The 17,367-nt window shown below is 67.0% G+C and carries 10 protein-coding genes; 8 read left to right on the top strand and 2 right to left on the bottom strand.

Annotated features, from left to right (window positions below):
* Positions 1 to 327: 327 nt before the first annotated feature.
* On the bottom strand, positions 328 to 2,673 hold the full coding sequence (locus tag ACQYWQ_RS30315; RefSeq protein ID WP_431039004.1) for a Helicase associated domain protein: 2,346 nt from the start codon (positions 2,671 to 2,673) through the stop codon (positions 328 to 330).
* A gap of 142 nt (positions 2,674 to 2,815) precedes the next feature.
* On the opposite strand from ACQYWQ_RS30315, the gene ACQYWQ_RS30310 reads away from it, so the two are divergent.
* The 7 genes from ACQYWQ_RS30310 to ACQYWQ_RS30280 all read left to right on the top strand — a co-directional run bounded on the left by ACQYWQ_RS30310 (position 2,816) and on the right by ACQYWQ_RS30280 (position 14,605).
* On the top strand, positions 2,816 to 3,841 hold the full coding sequence (locus ACQYWQ_RS30310) for a TniQ family protein (RefSeq protein WP_401739013.1): 1,026 nt from the start codon (positions 2,816 to 2,818) through the stop codon (positions 3,839 to 3,841).
* A gap of 157 nt (positions 3,842 to 3,998) precedes the next feature.
* Positions 3,999 to 4,724: a TnsA-like heteromeric transposase endonuclease subunit gene (locus ACQYWQ_RS30305; protein WP_359754204.1), complete on the top strand. Its 726-nt coding sequence runs from the start codon at positions 3,999 to 4,001 to the stop codon at positions 4,722 to 4,724.
* On the top strand, positions 4,721 to 7,027 hold the full coding sequence (locus ACQYWQ_RS30300; protein ID WP_431039003.1) for a transposase: 2,307 nt from the start codon (positions 4,721 to 4,723) through the stop codon (positions 7,025 to 7,027). The genes ACQYWQ_RS30305 and ACQYWQ_RS30300 overlap by 4 nt, the downstream gene beginning before the upstream one ends.
* Complete coding sequence (locus ACQYWQ_RS30295; RefSeq protein WP_431039002.1) at positions 7,024 to 8,154, top strand: ATP-binding protein; 1,131 nt, start codon at positions 7,024 to 7,026, stop codon at positions 8,152 to 8,154. Before ACQYWQ_RS30300 ends, ACQYWQ_RS30295 begins: the two co-directional genes overlap by 4 nt.
* A 770-nt stretch (positions 8,155 to 8,924) precedes the next feature.
* Positions 8,925 to 9,680, top strand: a complete 756-nt coding sequence (locus tag ACQYWQ_RS30290; protein ID WP_431039001.1) for a hypothetical protein — start codon at positions 8,925 to 8,927, stop codon at positions 9,678 to 9,680.
* Positions 9,641 to 11,353, top strand: a complete 1,713-nt coding sequence (locus tag ACQYWQ_RS30285; protein WP_431039000.1) for a preprotein translocase subunit SecA — start codon at positions 9,641 to 9,643, stop codon at positions 11,351 to 11,353. The genes ACQYWQ_RS30290 and ACQYWQ_RS30285 overlap by 40 nt, the downstream gene beginning before the upstream one ends.
* Before the next feature lie 78 nt (positions 11,354 to 11,431).
* Positions 11,432 to 14,605 carry a DEAD/DEAH box helicase gene (locus ACQYWQ_RS30280; RefSeq protein ID WP_431038999.1) on the top strand — a complete coding sequence of 1,058 codons (3,174 nt, stop codon included), beginning with the start codon at positions 11,432 to 11,434 and terminating at the stop codon, positions 14,603 to 14,605.
* A gap of 102 nt (positions 14,606 to 14,707) precedes the next feature.
* On the opposite strand, the gene ACQYWQ_RS30275 is transcribed toward ACQYWQ_RS30280, so the two are convergent.
* A complete protein-coding gene (locus ACQYWQ_RS30275; protein WP_431038998.1) occupies positions 14,708 to 15,892 on the bottom strand; it encodes a hypothetical protein in 1,185 nt (394 codons plus the stop codon).
* Between the two features lie 129 nt (positions 15,893 to 16,021).
* Between ACQYWQ_RS30275 and ACQYWQ_RS30270 the strand changes: the two genes are divergently transcribed.
* Complete coding sequence (locus tag ACQYWQ_RS30270; RefSeq protein WP_431038997.1) at positions 16,022 to 16,993, top strand: PIN domain-containing protein; 972 nt, start codon at positions 16,022 to 16,024, stop codon at positions 16,991 to 16,993.
* Positions 16,994 to 17,367 lie beyond the last annotated feature (374 nt).

The following is a 17,367-nucleotide window of genomic DNA, read 5'->3' as shown; positions in this document are numbered from 1 at the left end:
CACCGCATGGTGTGATCGAAGCAGCTGCTCCGCGGATAGGGGCCGGCCCGCTAGAATTCCTCCCCCTTCATCTGCCACCTCTCTGGTCCCGGCCCGCATACCTGCAGGCCGGAGCTTCCAGGAAGGTGAGCAGCGCTTCGCGGCGGTTGACGTTGAGGTCGAGGTGGTGAGGGCCGTCGGCGGAGCGGCCAGCCAGGATGGCAAGGGGCCGAAGTACCCGCACGCGTGCCATGAAGTCGATGAGGAAGCGGCGCTTTTCGAGAGTGTCTTCGCTGACCCGTTCGGACCGCGGGCGCGAGTTGTGCAGCGGGGTGTCCGACGGCTCGGTCAGCGGATCCAGCGGAAGTCGAGGGCTTCCAGTGCGCGGCGTTGTTCGAGGGTGAGCCGCAGCGGGTCGCGGCGTTTGGCTGCGATCCAGGGCGCCAAATGGAGTCCGGTGTCGGGACAGAGATATCCGTAGGGGACATCGAGGTGCTGGTGGCTGCGCCAGAAGGCGCGTGCCGCGAGCAGCCCTCTGGTGAAAGCCCGTGCCGCGTAGCCGCGGGGGCGGCGCAGAAGCAGGGCCAGGGGGTGGCGCAGCGGGAGTGCGCCGAGGAGTTCACGCTGGCCCGGGTCGAGGGTGGGCAGAGCGTCGATCTGCTGGTCGAGCCAGCGGGTGAGGGCCGTGTCGTCGGTGTCGGGGCGCAGGTCGGGGAAGGGAAGGTTGCCGGCGCGGGCGGCTGTAAGGGCCTGGGCGTAGGTGTGGTGCCAGTGTTTTGGCCAGGATGTGCTCCACCAGGGGTAGATCTCGTTGAGGGCGCGTTGGTAGCCGTAGGGCAGGGTGCGTTTGTTTGCTTCGCGGCGGCGGTCTGCGATCCAGCGGCCGAGGCGGATGCCGCCGAAGGATTCCTCGGGGTGCGGGGCGAGGTGGCCGTGGTGGTCTTTGTAGTCGCGGGCGATCTGCAGCTTGCGCTCGATGCTGTGCGGGGGGTGGGGCCAGATCATGCCTAGGGTGTCGAGCTGGTCGATGCGTTCGGGCAGGAGCATGCGGTTGATGCGCAGGGAGCGCTGCCGTCCGAGCCACCAGCCGAGGTAGAAGCGGTCGGGGCCGAGGTAGCGGCTGGGGACGTCGAGGTGGCCGTAGGTGTCGAAGAAGAGCTGGGCGCTTTCGAATCCGATCTGCCATGCCCGGTTGGGTGCTCCGGTGGCCTGGAGGCCGAGCAGGGGGATGATCTCGTCGGCGCGTTCGGGGCCGGCGGCGACTCCCGGGTCGTCCTCGTAATCGCGGTAGAGAGCCCATTCGACACGGTGGATGACGTGCTCGTCGTAGGTGCTCAGGGCGATGAGGACCTGGTAGAGGAGGCGGTAAGGGGTTCCTTTGACGCCTTCCTCGAGCTCTTGTCCTGGTTCCATGAAGACGGGGACGATGATGGTGGAGATCTTGTCGTCGCCGGGGCTCTGGCGCAGTGCGCGGCCGACGGCCTGGGCAATGTCGAGTGAGCTCTGCTTGGAGTCGGCGAAGAGAATCGAATCGATGCCGGGAACGTCAATGCCCTCGCCCAGGCAGCGGCAGTTGGTCAGGACGGCTCGGTGAGGGGTGGTCTTGTTGCCGGGACTGTTCATCTCGACAGAGGCGAAGTTCTCCAGTGCGTGTCGGCGGGCAGCGGGAGCCTGTCTGGCGTTGACAGTGCCGACCACGAGGGGCGCCCGCGTCTCGGGGGGCATGAGTGCTGCTGTCTCGTGGAGGGTCTCGGCGAAGATTCCGGCGGATGCGATGAGGCGGTGGAAGGTCAGGGTCCGCCGTAGGTCGTAGCGTTTCTGGGCGCGCAGCAGGGCGATCTGGGCGGCTGCTACCCGTACTCCTTCGGCGCCTGCGGATGCGATGGAGGCGTATCTGAGGACGCGGTGCAGTTCGGCGTCGCTGATCTCGACGGCGACGATGCGGTAGTCCGCGAGCAGGCCCTGGTCGATCGCTTCGGCGAGTGAGATGCGGTAGACGACGGGGCCGTAGAGGCTGTGGTCGTCCATGGAGGCCACTTCGCAGGTGGGGGATGCCTGCGAGCCGGCTTTCTCGTCGAAGATGCGCGGGGTGGCGGTCATGTAGAGGCGGTGGCGGGCGGGCAGGGCGTCGTTGTCGTGGACGACGCCCCAGGCTTTGTGGCGGTTGCCGGCGGTGCGGTGGGCCTCGTCTGAGACGACGATGCCCCAGCGCGGCAGGTGGTGGTCGCGGTGGGCTTGGGCCAGGTGGTTCAGTGAGTGGTAGGTGCAGAAGACGTTCACCGGACCGTCGCTGCGAGCCGCACGACGGGCGAGTTCGCCCGGGTCGTGGATCATGGTGAGGACGCCGCGCAGCGATCGGACGTGGGTTTCATCGCGCCCGCAGTAGCCCAGGTAGATCCCCTGGCGGCCTTCGTTCTGCCAGACCGCGGCCGTCTGCTCGAGAAGGTCCAGGGTCGGCATCACGATCAGCGCGTTGCCCTGGGGAGCGGTCTCCTGGGCCGTGTTGAGGGCGACGAGGGTCTTTCCCGTTCCGGTGGCCATGATGACGCTCACGCGGGGAGCGCCGGCGGTGAACTCATGCACGCAGGCGTCGACGGCGAGTGTCTGGTGGCCGCGTAGTGGTGTTCTCAGGCCGTTGCTCGTCAGCGTGGCCACGATGCCCTCCCGGCAGCGGATCGTCACGTTGCGGATCAAGGTTCGGACTCGCGCCGGGGAAGCTGTCGGGGTGTTGCCGCCGGATTCACCCGAAGGAGTTAGAGGCTCTTGACCGGGTTGCACGGAGGCTGGCGACGATAGGGCGCAGGCGTGCGGGACGGTCACGGAAGAGGGGTACGGCGTGGTGTTGCAGATGCCGGGGTTCTACGGTCCGCGTCAGCCTCTGCCGATGCGGGTCCTGCCTCTGCCCGGTGAGTCGACGGGGTCATTCGTGAACCGGCTGGCTCACGCCAACGGGCTGGGCCTGGCGGACTTCCTCCAGCGGGTGGGCCTGGGCACGGGATCGTCGTCGCAGGATGCTGCCCGGGTGGCGAAGTACCCGCAGTGCACGGAGATGTACGTGAACGGGCCCGGCCTTGAGTATCTGGCCATGCTGGCCGGTGAGCCGGCAGCCGTGCTGCGACGGGTGCTGCCCGGGCTGGCGCCGCGTCACCGCCTGCCCGGCGAGGGGGACGCGGTGTGGAAGTGGCCCTGGCTGCCGCCGGAGGGGCATCTCGTGCGCTGCTGCACGAGATGCGCGGAGGCCCGCGGGGTCAGGGAGTCGGCCTGGTGGCTGATGCCGGACAGCTGGCGGGTGTGCGCCCGGCACTCGCGGTGGTGCGACGACTCGCGCACAGAGCCGCTGGACGGGCTGTCCTTGACGGAGCTCCCCGAGGTCGTCGAGGCGCATCTGGAGCGTGGCCGGCTGCAGAGACAGTTCGGCAGGTCGGGCGAGGAGTTGTTCGCCGACGCCTTTCAGGTGGCGGCGGAATGGTGGCGGACGATGCCCACGGTGCTGCGCTGGGTCCACCGGGCGTGGGCGTGCGATCTGGAGGACCGCAGCGCCCGGGTGATGCCGCTGGTGATCTACCCGGAAGCGGCACAACTCGCTCAGTTGATGGTTGAGTTCGAGCAGTCGGACCTCCGCGACACTGACGCCCGCACCCGGTGGCTCGGCGACGCCGAGGCACTGATGGATTCGTGGGAGCTGGACGTCCAGGCGGGCAGAGGGCCGCTGCTGGACTGGCTGCACCGCCACCGGGCACGAGCGAACCCGGAAACACAGCTGGCCTCCGGACAGCGGCGGACACGGCTGCCTCTTGCACCGGGACACCGCCGGCTCGCCTCACCGACCGGGCCGTTGGGACAACGCTCGTGCTTGTCGTGACCCGCTCCTCAACCGCCGGTCCAAGTCGCTCCCCGGCTCCGTGCAGTGCCGGTACCCGCGTGGGCGGGCTCACGTGCTGGGACAGCGTGCGTGCTCAGACAGCCGGGACAGTGCTCGAAGGGCAGCGCGTCATGCGGAGCAGACAGGGTCGGTCGAGATGGGGGCGATATTGCGGGACGTACGTGCCTGGCACCTTGACCAGTGGGGTGGGCTGACCGTCTCGACGGCGGCCGGCCTGGGGGGTGTGGCCCTTGAGGAGAGGCAGCCGCCGACGGATCCGGTGGCGTATCACGGGCGGCAGGGAAAGATCACGGCGTGGCCGTCGTCGGCACGGTCGAAGGTGGTGTGCGGGTCTTGGCGCCGGCTGCGGGTGGCGGTGGAACTGGACTTCGACCCGGATGTTGGCCGCTTCAGCGGGGAGCCGGTGGAGCTGCACTGGCAGTCGGGACGTGCCAAGTACCGGTGGCGTCCGGACTTCGTCGCAAGGATGCGGGACGGTTCCAGGTGTGCCGTGGTCGTGCAGCCGCCGCGCGGGATCGGGCCGCAGTGGCGAGAGCGCCTGGCGGCGCTCGACGAGGTCGCACGGGCCGCGGGCTGGCAGGTTCAGGTGCGGTCCGTCCTGCGGGGTACGCGGATGGAGAACCTGATGTGGCTCGCGGACTACCGATTCGCCGACCGGGTGGACCCGGAGCGGGAGCAGGCCGTCCTTGATGCTTTTCGGCGCAGACGGCCGCTGTTCGAGGGCACCCGTGCGTGCGGGGTCCCGGAACTGGCTGCTGTCGATCTTGCGTATGGGCTGATGTGGCAGCGGCGGCTGCTGTTCGACTGGGACCAGCCGTTGCCTGAAGGTCCGCTGGTGTGGACGGCGGAGGTGACGGCATGACTCAGCGCAAGCTGTGGGGCTGGTTCGACAGCGACCGGGTGCGTCTGGGCGACCGGGTGCGCTGGCGGGGGCGGGAGTTCCGTGTGATCGCCTTCGCCGGCCTTGGGGTTACTCTGCAGCCGCTGGCGGAGCCTGCCGCCCTGGTGGAGGCCTTGTACGGGGAGATGGCCGGGTCGGCGGACTTCGCCGTGCTGGACGAAGCGGGAGACGCTGTCGAACGAACTAGGCTGCCTCCGCTGGGAAGGGTGCTGCTGGCTGTCGGGAAAGAGGAGCGCAAGCAGGCGCTGATGTGGCACCGGCACATGAAGGAGGTCGACACCGGGATCCGGCCCGGCCGTCGTGTCCCGCGGGCGGGATACGACCCGGCGACCACCACGATGGAGCAGCGGCTCAGACGTAAGGCGGCCGAGCTCGACGAGCTGGACATCAGCATCAGCTGGCGCACGCTGGACGACAAACGGCGCCGGTGGAAGCAGGCGGATGAGAACCCTCTGGTCCTCATCGTCGACGGGCGTAAAAGCCGGGCACCCTCGCCGGGCGGGAGAACCGACCCGCGCCTGCTGGAGATCATGCAGGAAGTGACCGCGATCCTGGCCCGCCAGTCAGGTGGCCGGATCGGGCGGGCATTCGACCTGGTCGAGGAACGCGTCGAAGCCCGGTATGCGAAAGAGCTTGCCGATCCCCAGGAGGCGAAGCGTCTGCGGCTGCCCCGTTCCACGTTCTACAAGCGGATGCACGAGCTCGGACTGTCGGCCATCCTCCTCGGCACGACTCGGCAGCGGGCCTCTCAGGCGAGCAAGCCCAAGAAGCCCTACACCCCGTCGTACGCGGTGCGGCCCGGGCAGATCATGCAGATCGACACCACCCCGCTGCGGATCAAGGTCCTGGGTGACGACGCGGAGGTCGTGTCTGCGGAGATGACGATCCTGATCGATGTCGCGACCCGCAGCATCGTCGCGCTGATGATCGTGCCCGTCTTCACGGGCGAGGGAAAACCCGGGCAGCGGGTCGGAGGCAGGGCGACAAGAACGTTCGACCTGGTCCTCCTGCTCGCCCAGGCGTATGCGCCCATGCCGACACTGCCCGGCTGGGACCCCTTGACCGCGGCCAAGGCCTCGGCGCTGCCGTTCATCAAGCTGCGTGAGGCGGATCCCCGCTTCACTGAGGCCGCCGCGGCCCGTCCGGTGATCCATCCCAGGACGATCATCGTCGACCAGGGCAGTCAGTATTTGAGCCAGCACTTCGAGGACGTGTGCAGCTTCCTTGGCATCACCCTTCTCTATGCCCGCAAGGAGCAGCCCGACGACAAGCCGATCGTCGAGCGGGTCTTCTCCTCGTGCGCCGACTCCTTCAGCCAGCACGTCGCCGGCTGGACCGGCCGCAATCACGCGGTGCGCGGGCGGGGCATCGAGCGCCAGCCGCTGTGGACCATCAACGAGGTCCAGCAGATGGCGCACGAGTGGGTGGCCCTGGAACACCAGCAGCTGCCGCACGAGGGGTTGCAGCACCCGGAGCTGCCGGGCGTGACGCTGTCTCCGAACGAGATGTACGCGGCGCTGGTTCCTGGAGCCGGCTACCGGCCCAGGCATCTGTCAACGCAGGACAACCGTCAGCTGCTGCTGCCTGCCTGGGTGACGGTCACCGACAAGGGCTTCGATATCGAAAACCGCACCTACCAGAACGAGGCGGGTGAGCTGAGGCTGCTGGCCGGCCTGCATTCTGGGCTGGCCGGCCCGGGCAAGGGCGGCCGGTGGGAAGCCCGCTTCAACCCCTACCGCCCCGATGTCGCCTGGCTGTACGACCACCGCGGCCCGGGACGGTGGATCAAGGCGGACTTCGTCCACCGGCGGCTGCTCACCGACGTCCACTGGACCGTGGACCACTGGGAGGAGGCCACCGCCGTGGTCCTGGCCGACGGCGGACGCAAAGAGCACCAGGTCGCGATCGCCCTCGCTGTGAAGGAACGGCGCCGTCGCACTCGCACCGCTCCCCCGCGCCACACCCGCACCGGGCCGTGGATCCCCTTCCAGGGCCCCGAGCTGGACGTCGAAGAGCCTGCGGCCGACCCGTACACCGGCATCGGTGAGATCGACCTGGACGCGATCACCCCCTACGCATCCCTGCCGATCCCGGCGCGGCCGACCGCCGCACCGGCCAGCACCGCCCCTCTGCCCTCCGACAGGGAAGGGCTGGCTGCCCTGTTCGCGGACACCGCGCCTGACGACAACGTCGACAAGGCCCCTACCCGCGCATTTGACCCGGGCCTGCCCGGAATCACCGAAAGCGTTGAAGGAGAGATGTGAAGGCCACCGCGGTGCTCCAGAAGCAGCAGGAGGAACGGGCCCTGCAGCGGGCGCAGCTGGCGCCGATGCGCCCGGAATGGATCTACCGCCGGCAGGGGTGGAACAGCTTCACGCGTGAAGACATCACTCAGCCCGGTCTGGCCGAGCATCCCCCGCTGCCAACGGAGGACGCGCGCCTCAGCGACCCCCGCCTGGCCTACCACGCCCACCTGAGGCTGGTGTCCCACCAGGGCTACGACGAGGTCTTGCTGGCATCGTTCCGGGCCGTGATGGTCAACAGTGAGCGGCGGGAGGGGATCCTGGACCGGGTGATCGACGGAATGAGCGGCACGGGCAAGTCCCTGCTACTGCGGGCCATCGGCCGCACAGTCCAGCGCGACATCGAGGACCGCACCAAAGGTGCCCTGGTCGCGCAGACCCCAGTCGTCCACATCCTGGCGCCGGCCGACACCGACAGCAAGGTCAACTGGGTGTGGGAGATCGCCTGCTTCCTCGGCCTCAACCCCGAGCCCCTCAACGAGAACGAGCTCCTGCGCATGCGCAGCTATCCCGACCTGACAGCGTCGGTCAACTACGTCCTGGAGAACGCCCTCACCCGTCTGCTGCTCGTCGACGACATCCAGCGTGTCCAGCCCCACCAGCTAGCCCCGGTCCTGCACTACTTCGACTACCTGCGCAACCGGCTCGGCATCACCACGATCTTCTGCGGCACCGGCGCCAGCGACATCGTCCACGAAGCCCGCGCGATCGCCGACCGCCACCAGGTCACCGTGCAGAGGCACCTCACACGCCGCGCAACTCACAGCCCCGGCCAGCAGGACACCTCGCAAAAGGACTCGGCGCACTCCTTCCTGCCCATCACCTGGCTCGACCCGATCCCGTTCAACGCCCAGGACAAAGAAACATGGCTGCAAGTGTTGGCCGGGTATGAGAAGCACCTCAGCCTGCACAAGCTGACCAAGCACGCCCTGACCGAGCACCACGAGTACCTCCACAACCGCACCGGCGGATACTTCCTCGCCCTGTCCCAGCTGATCTGCCAGGCAGCCACCCTCGCCATCCTCACCGGAACCGAGAACATCACCCGCACCGAACTCGACGCCATCCACATCGGCCGCGGGCACTAACTACGGGAAGCGATGCGCCTGAGGGAGCACTGGGACAAGATCTGCAGGTGCTGGCCATGCGGCAAGAACAACATGATGCGTGCCGCAGACAACGTCCTGCGTTACACGGCGGTAGTGTCCATACACCGGTCTGCGAAGGACTGGACCGCGTGCCGGAGACATCCCGGATGCTCCGTGGCACCAACAGAGGGTGCGGGGCACCCACTTCGCACTTCATCGTTGTTCTTGACGCGCATTGCGTGGTGATCCAGCTGGCCGGGCAGCACCGAAGGATTCACCGTGCCCTCCTCACTCCGCCGCCGGGCTGCACACCTCCGCGCCGCCTACACCGGTGAGACCTATCCTCTCGCCACCCCCGGCATCGCCCGACACGGCGCCGGCAGCGGCCTGGGCCTCGACACATGCACGGCGCCGCAGCGCCGGCTGCGCCCTCCTCGCGCTCGGCCTGCTCAACCACGGTCCGACCAGTACATGGCCTCGCCATGTCAGCCTGGCCACGTCACTCGCTACACCCTCGTCGTATCACCCCACCACGACGATCTGGTCATCACCGGCGGCACCGGTCTCGAGCACGGTTCCTCTCGGCGCGGGGCGGGCCCACGATCTGGAGGCCGACGGGAAGCCCGGCAGGGGTGAAGCCGGCGGGGACGGAGTGGGCGGGTGCGCCCAGCCGAGGTCTTCGTTGCGCAGGCAGTGGCCCAAAGCGCACGTCTGCAGGCGATGAGGTGTGATGAGGTTGTCTCATGGGGTCTCGACCTAAGCGCCGCAAGATGCGCAACAAGAAGCAGCGGCGTCGTTCCAGTTCCGCGCCGCCGGTGACCGACCCGCGCGTACAGATGCTGGTGAATTCCGTGGCGGAGTTGACTGCGCTCATGGCCACCCTTGATGGAGAAGATCCTGCAGCGGCTGCCGATGCGGCTTTCACCACGGCGGTCGACGGGTTTGTCGAGAAGGTGGTGCGGTTCGACGCGATCCGGCTGATCGAGGTGGCTCGTCAGCGGTTCCTGCCGTTCACGGTTTCGGGAAACGTTCCGAACGCCATTGAGGCGAACACCGCGCATCTGGAACTACTGGCGCTGGTTGCCTACGCCCTCCAGCAGGGTGCTGAGGCACGCGTACCGGCTCCAGCCGGATTCCAGGAGATGAGCCGGTACATCGCCGGGGCGACAGCTGCGCTCGACAATATCCTGCATCTCGCCCAGTTGCGATCGTTTGCTGCCACCGACCCGGATGACCAGCTCGCTTCGGTGTCGCTGCTCATTCGCAGCGCCGAGGTCTGGATGCGCAACTCGTCCTACCCAGAGATGGCCACGACAACGAACCTCGCGCTTCTTGATGGCAACCCAGGCGTCCGCGCTGCGTTGAAGGAGCATCTCGGATTTGACGCTCACGATGCCCTGGCTGTCCTCAACGCCTGCAACGACCTGCAAATGGATGCCCTGAACCACCGGCTGCAGACGATGCGTACCGCCGTGACGGATGCCATGTGGCCGCGACGCAGAACGGCCAGCTCGACGATGAGGTGAAGGAGTCGGCCAGGTCCAGCCTTCTGTCCGTGTTTGAACCCACCGCCGACCAGGCCACCGTCTCCGTCGATGACATCACCGCACGCACAAGCATTCCCGCAGCACGTGTCACGGCCGTCGTCGAGCAGTTCCGGCTCGACCTGAGTGCGACCCCTGCGGCGGATGTCATCGATGCCTTCACCACCGGCAGAAACCCCCTGCGCGCCCGCCCGCTCCTGGTCACCGACAACGGGCGGCTCATGCTGCCGCATCCGGCGCTGCACGTGTTCGCAGTGAGGGAGAACCTGCAGGGGTACCTGAAGACGCTTGGGCCGGTGTGGAGTCAGTACGCCAAGCACCGCGGGGAACTTCTCGAGTCCCGCACCCGCCGTGCACTGGGCCGGGTGTTCCCCGGCGCCCGCTTCCGCGACGCGTTCGAGTACTACGTGCCCGCCAACGACAACGAGGCCCAGGCCGCAGATCCGGCGAAGTACACCAAGCGCGTCGAGGGCGACCACCTCATCGTCCTCGACGATGTCGCCGTCATCGTCGAGGACAAAGCTGTCGCGCTCAGCGCACTGTCCCGCGGAGGGAAGAAAACACGCATCCACACTGATCTGACCGGCATCATCACGAAGGCAGCCGAACAATCCGGCCGCATGCGCGACGCGATCGAACGAGACGGCGGTCTTCGTGTCGAAAAAGAAGGCTGGGTCGACCTCAGCGGCATCCGCGAGATCCACACCATAGCCGTCAGCCTCGACGACATCTCCACCGTCCTGACCGCCACCGCGGAACTCGTCCGTGCCGGGCTGCTCAGCATCGACAACATTCCCTGGACGGTGTCCCTGCACGACCTTGAGCTCATCACCGAGCTCGTCGTGCACCCCGCACAGTTCCTGCTCTATCTGCGCCGGCGCCGCGATCCCGACGTCACCGTCATGTTCCACGCCCCGGACGAACTCGACCTCTTTCTCTACTTCTTCGAAGCCGGCCTGTTCGTCGAACCCGACCCGGTCCAGGTACGCGCGGCGTTCCCGTTCCTTCCCGAGCCGACCGCCGCCGATCTCCGCAGATACAGCACCCAAACGCCTGCGCTTGTGACCAGCCGGACCGACGCGCTCGACGCCTGGTTTCACGCCAGAACGCATGGCAGCTCGGGAGCCGGCACCACGCCCAAACCCGCGATGGCGCCCGCGCCGCTGCTGCCTCTCGCCGAAGAACTGCGAACACACGACGTCCAAGGTTGGCTCAGCATCGGAGCGACGCTACTGGCCCTGGAGTCGACCACCCAGCGCAAGGCGGCGCGGTACGGCGACACCCTCCTCGACAACCCGAACCCGTCCGGGCAGGGCCGCAGCCTAGCCATGCCGCTCACTCCCGGCGCCGACCCAGCCGAGGGATGGCTGCTGGCATGGGTCACGCAACCAGCCGGGCACAACCCCGACGCCGTCGAGAAGAGCGCCCGCGGCTACCTGCGTGCCAAGAAGTACCAGCTCGGCCTGCCGCGAGGCGTCGTCTTCCTCTACGACGAAGCGACACGTGAACTCGCCGGGGCTTTCTACGACGGGCACATCGGCCCGCTCGACGCAGCCCTGACCGCAACGGTGCACGCCCTGCGCCCCGCGACAGATCTACGAACGCTGCATCCCAACGCCAAGCGGCCTCCACGACGGGGCAAAGCCACAAAGTAACCGGCGAAGTAGGCCATCCCGTGCTCTGGTGGCCTATCGGTCGATAGATCCTCCGTTCCCGCACCAGAAGGGCTGCCCATGAACGTGACCACTCCCCCGTTGTGGGCCGATGATCTCAGGTTCGAGTCGAACAAGGTCCGTCAGCTGCTGGTACCTGAGGGCGCTCTTAAGTTGTCCGAGCAGGACGGAACGCTGCAGGTGTCGAGTGTCTTCGGCGTCTGGCCGGCGTGTCATGCGGGCCAGGAGCTGGCTGCGGAAGCTCTGACAGCGGTAGTTCCGGCGGGCGGCGGTAACGTTGCCTGGCTCGGGAGATTGCAGGCGCATGGCCCGGAGACGGTCGTGGAGTCTTTCAGGGGCGCCATCGGTTTCCGCCACCACGACGAGCCGCACAGTCTGCGCCGCCCTCAGGTCGGGGCGCTGCATGCGGTCATGGGGCACTGGGCGTCAGGGCTTGGGGAGCCAGGCGTCGTGGTGATGCCCACCGGGACAGGCAAGACGGAGACGATGCTTGCCCTCCTCGTGGCCGCGCGGCCTGAACGGTTGCTGGTGTTGGTGCCGAGCGCGGCCCTGCGGGACCAGATCGCAAAAAAGTTTGAAACGCTCGGTGTTTTGCAGCAGGAGCAGATCGTGGCCCCCGGTGCACTGCGGCCATGCGTGGGGCGACTTGAACGTGGCTTCAAGGATCCGGCCGAGGCTGAGCGTTTCGCGCGGGCATGCAATGTCGTCGTGGCCACCCCCAACATCCTGAACCGCGCCACGCCGCAGGTGAGAGCCGCGCTGTTGGGGTCGTTCTCGCATCTGATCGTGGACGAGGCCCATCACGCTGCCGCCGCCACCTGGGCAAGCGTCATCGACGAATTCGCGGACCGGCAAGTGCTGCTGTTCACTGCCACACCATTCCGGGAAGACGGACGCCGGCTTCCGGGGCGGATCGTCTTCCGGTTCCCATTGCGCGAGGCACAGCGGGACGGGTACTTCCGGCACATCACCTACCGGGCCGTGCTGGGGCTGCAGGACGTAGACGAAGAGCTGGCCACACAGGCGGTCGCGCAGCTGCGGGCAGACCTGTCGGCCGGATTCGATCACCTGCTGATGGCTCGGGCCGGGAACATTCGCTCAGCTGAACGCATCGCGGAGATCTACCAGCGACTGGCTCCAGACTTCGCCCCCACGGTGGTGCACCAGGACATCAGCACGGCCCGCCGCAGAGCAGCCGTGAAGGCTCTGACGGAGCGCACGTGTCGCGTCATCATCTGCGTCGACATGCTCGGCGAAGGCTTCGATGAGCCGGCGCTGAAGATCGCAGCCATGCACACGACTCGCAAGAGCCTCAGTCCTATGGTCCAGTTCATCGGCCGGTTCACCCGTGCCACAGCGGGGCTGGGCGAGGCCACCGTGTTCGTCGCCCAGGAGCCCCACAACGGCACCTCGCCGCTGCGCCAGTTGCTACGGGAGGACGCCGACTGGAACGAACTACTGCGCGATCTGACCGACCATCCAACCGTCACCGCTGAAGAGAACGATGCCTTCGACGCAACGTTCAACGGCGCTCCGGACGAAGTCGCCGTCAGCGTGCTCGAGCCGAAGATGAGCGCCATCGCCTACCGCGCGGCCACGTCCGAATGGACCCCCGAGGCTGCGCTCACGCTGTTTCACGGCAACGAACGTGTCCTGGACGAGACCATCGCCCTGGGTGGAGAGGGCCTGCCTGTCGTCTGGTTCGTCGTCGAGCGCCGTACACCGGTGCGCTGGGGCGCGCCACAGGCGCTGGAACAGGTCGTCTACGAGCTCGTGGTGCTGTACTTCGACACCACACGGCGGCTGCTCTACATCCACGGCTCGGAGAAGTCGAGCGTGTACAAGGATCTGGCCGAGGCAGTCCTCGGCACGGGTCACGAGCTCATCAATGGCGGTCGTACGTACCGGGTTCTCGCCGGCGTGGACCGGCTTGTCCCGACGAACGTCGGGCTGAAAGATTCCCGGGCCTACTTCACGCGCTTCTCGATGCATGTGGGGAGCGATGTGTCGAAGGGATTCGACACGGCCCAGGAGCACAAGAACCAGACCCATATCGCCGCGTCCGGCTTCGACCGGGGCGAGACTGTCGCAATCAGCGCTGCCGCCTCTGGTCGGTTCTGGTCTCCTACCACCGCCCCCAGCCTGAAGGCATGGACCGAGTGGTGCGATCACCAGGGCACAAAGCTCCTCGACAGCACGATCAACCTGGAAAGGATCTTCGACGGCTTCATCATCCCCGAGGACCTCACCGAGCGTCCGCCGTATGTCCTGCTGGGAGTCCAGTGGCCGTGGCAGGTCTACACGGGTACACGCGACAGGCTTACGGTCACCTACGGTCAGAGCAGCTACCCGATCACCGATGTCGACTTCGAAGTAGACAGCCACTCCCCCACGGGCCCGTTTCTCTTCTCCGTGACGGCCAAGGACTGGCGTGTGTCCTATCAGGCGTCCTACGAGGACAAAGGTCTCGTCTACCGCCCGCTCGGACAGGATGCTGTGGTCACCTCGAGAGGCCCGAGCGCTCGTCCGAAGTCGTTGGAGGAGTGGCTGAACGCCAACAAACCTGACCTGTTCCTCGAGGGTGACCGCCTCATCGACGACAACGGCAAGCTCATCAGCCCCAGCTACCAGCGCCGTCCCTTCGATGTGGATCTGTTGACACCACTGGACTGGACCGGAGTGGACTTCACCAAAGAGTCTCAGGGCGCAGGGCGACTCGTCGACTCAATCCAGTACCACGTCTCATCCCACCTGCAGGCCACCGGCTCCTTTGACGTTCTCATCGACGACGACGGCGCAGGAGAGGCTGCCGACCTCGTCGGTCTCACAGTTGACGGGAAGTACCTCGACGTGACGCTCGTGCACTGCAAGTACTCGAAGGAGAAAGCAGGTAAGCGGGTGAAGGACCTGTACGAGGTGTGCGGTCAGGCGATGCGCGGCGCCAAGTGGCGGCGCGGGGCGGTACAGCAGCTGCTGGCGCATCTGAACGACCGCGCCGTGAAGTACGCCCAGCGCAACAACGGAATCTCGCCGTATGACGTCGGAGACGCCAAAAAGCTGTTCGCGATCCGCGAGCGGGCTCACATGCTGGAACCCCGCTTCCACACCATCGTCGCCCAGCCTGGCCTGCAGGCCGGCCAGGCCACCAATGACCAGCTGCTTCTCCTGGCGGGCACGGAGAAGTACGTCCGCGAAACCACGGCCGGCGACTTCACCGTCTACTGCAGCCAGTAGCCGGGGCTGACAACGCGCCGTACAGAGCCTCTCGGAGTCTGCGCGGCGTACCTGACACCGCTCCAGACCAGCTGCAGTCGAGCGGCGTGACAGCCTGCTCGCTCAGCGGGTGTAGCGGACTTCGGGATAGGCGATACGGCCCGGGTCGTCGTGAGAGAGGAGTCCGGCCGGGTCGATCAGAGGCACCACTGCTTCGTAGAGGTCGTCGCCGGCTGGGTTGGACTGACCGTCGTAGCGCTCAGCCACGGCGAATCCTGCGCCTGAGACCAGGTCTGCAAGCTGAAGCGAAGGGTGGTTTTTGGACTTTCCTCTCACAAGCTCGCCCAGATGGACTCCGTAGGAGAGGTAGCGAAATTCGGGAAGCGTACGGCCGCGTGCTTCGTCTTCGATGCGGTCCAGGTTGGCGTCGGTCATGGCCCGCTGATCATCAAGCAGGAAATTGACCCGCCCCAGCTCCTTGGACCGGTTAGCGATGATCGCCGCCGTCGCGGGGATCAGGGGTTCGAGCGACTGTCCAAGAGCTGCGTCGGGGCCGTGGGCCTCCTGAAGGTACTCCGCGGCCTCTTCCTTCGTTGTGCGCAGGGCGGCAAGGGCTTCGGTGACTTTGCGTCGTCGGGACTGTGTCCATGCCTCCTCTACGAGGTTGTGGAAGTCCTCGACAGTGACGCTTTGGTCATGGTTCTTCGCCGCCGCGAAGGCAACGGTGGTAGACAGCAGGCGCCCGAAGAGCTCCGGCCCCAGAGCTCGGGGGCCTTCCGCGAAAAGGCTACGGGCCATCTGGCGAGCACGGTCTGTGTTGAGGATGTCGCGCCCTTGCTCGGCTTCCTTCTCTTCAATGAAGAGGTCGATCAGCTTACCCACGATGAAGTAGTGCTTGTCGACCAAGTACACCGATGCCCGCTCGTGCAGAGCCCCTCCGGGTGCGAGCATCGTGGCCAGTACTGCTCGGCGTGGGCTGTGGCGCGGCCCGGTGAACCCCTTGGAGAACTTCACTTCGGCTGCCTGCAGGCGCGTCGCCGTGCGTATCTCCTCCACGATCGGCGCGGCCTCGTCGTCGCTGATGGCGACTGTGCCGATGGACAGGTAACGGCTGCGCTGCTGACCGTAGAGCTGGTCACCGTCCCAGCCTGATTCGTCCAGGGCCACCCACTGCCCGAGGTCCTCGGTTTCGTCGGTCGGATGGGGCCGGTTACGGCGGGCGAAGTTTGGTCCGAGCAGACCTGTTCCAGGATTCGGCTGGCGAGCGAGTTCGTTCACTGCGCCATCGTCTGCCAGCTGGTTCGTCATCGGCAACAAGTTTGGTCATGGCGCGGCGACGTCGAACTTGGCCTGCGCGGCCCGTCCATCGGTGGCTTCCGTGACCCTACCTCTGCGGAAACCCTCACCATCGGGCCTGTCAGGTCCTACTCTCCGGTCATGAACAGCCAGGTCACCCCGCCCCTGACCGGATCCTTCCGGCTCGGCGTCTTCGACACCTCAGTTCTCACCATGGACATCCTCGCGGCCTTGCAGCGGGACGAGCCCTCCTCGTTCCTCGCCGCGATGCAGTACGGAACGCTGCGCGGGTTCATCCCTCACTACGTGTGGGCGGAGGTACCCCGGGTGCTCGCCGACCGCCGACGCGAGGGCGAGAACTTCGACCTGCGGGTGGCCGAAGACCTTTGGTGGCGTCAGTACATACCACTCCTGCACGTTGTGCCCACTCACGAGCTACCCATGACCTCGGCTGCCCATAAGGTCGCCCGCATCGACCCCAGCGACGCCGGGGCGGCGAAGCTGATGGACCTGTTGAGCCCGGTGGTGCTGCTCGCCGCCGACCGCGACCTGCTCCGCCAAGACCTCGGCCCCCGGGATTGGGGACGCGTCCGGGCCGGACTGGGGAAACTCGGCGGCGCCGAGAGCAAGGTCCGGCTCAACCTGACTCTCACCGTGCACGCCGGCAGCGGGGTCGCCCGCTTGGCCCGGCTCGCGTGGAACCACCCCGTCGCGGCTGTGGCCATCGCGACTGCGGCCGGGATCGGCACGTACCAGGCCCGAAAGCGAATCACGCCGGGAAGCCGTCAAGGGCTGGCCGAGTTCGGCAAGGCCCTGACGATGGCATTCGGGCTGCCCTTCGTCGAGCACCAAAGGCACGAGGAGGCGTGGAAGGCGGCGGAGTACGGCTCCTCCGGCGTCGGCTTGCTCTCCCAGGTCGCCCGCACCCTGGCGTGTTCTCCGGAGCCGCTGACCCGCAGCGCGATCCTGGAGCGACTCTCCTCGCCACTGGCGGAGCCCCACCGACGGCAGATGGACGGGCTCGGCCGGCTCCTACACCGCTTCCCCGCCTTCCACCAGGCCGTCCCCGGCAAGTGGCAGCTCGGACGCAGCAACCTACAGCTCACGGGCTGAGGCCCGACGGGCCGCCGCCCAAGCAAGGCCGTCAGCTGGGAACCCTGAGCCAATCAGACCACGGAGGCGGGAAAGGCGATCCGCACGACCAAGGCCAGCACAGTCCTGATGCCCTGCGTGCGAACCCACAGTGGAGCAACGAGACGACGCGGGTCGGAGTCGGCGAAGAGCTCGGTCCTGCCCGGGCCCCTCGGTACCCCGGTCAGAGTCAGGGGACCGCGGAAGAAAGGCGACGTCGGCCGGCCTGGGCTCGGCAGGTCGGGTGTTCAGGGCCCCGCGCCGACGCCCGGAAGAATCCGTCCTGTACAGGTACTGCTGGCTTCTGAAGAAGGGGAGCGCCACCACCTGAGCAGTAGACTCGCCTATCCCCCACT

This window comes from Streptomyces sp. P6-2-1, assembly GCF_050613165.1.
Lineage (GTDB): Bacteria > Actinomycetota > Actinomycetes > Streptomycetales > Streptomycetaceae > Streptomyces.
The sequence above is the reverse complement of the archived record's forward strand: the minus strand, read 5'-3'. Positions and strand labels throughout refer to the sequence as shown.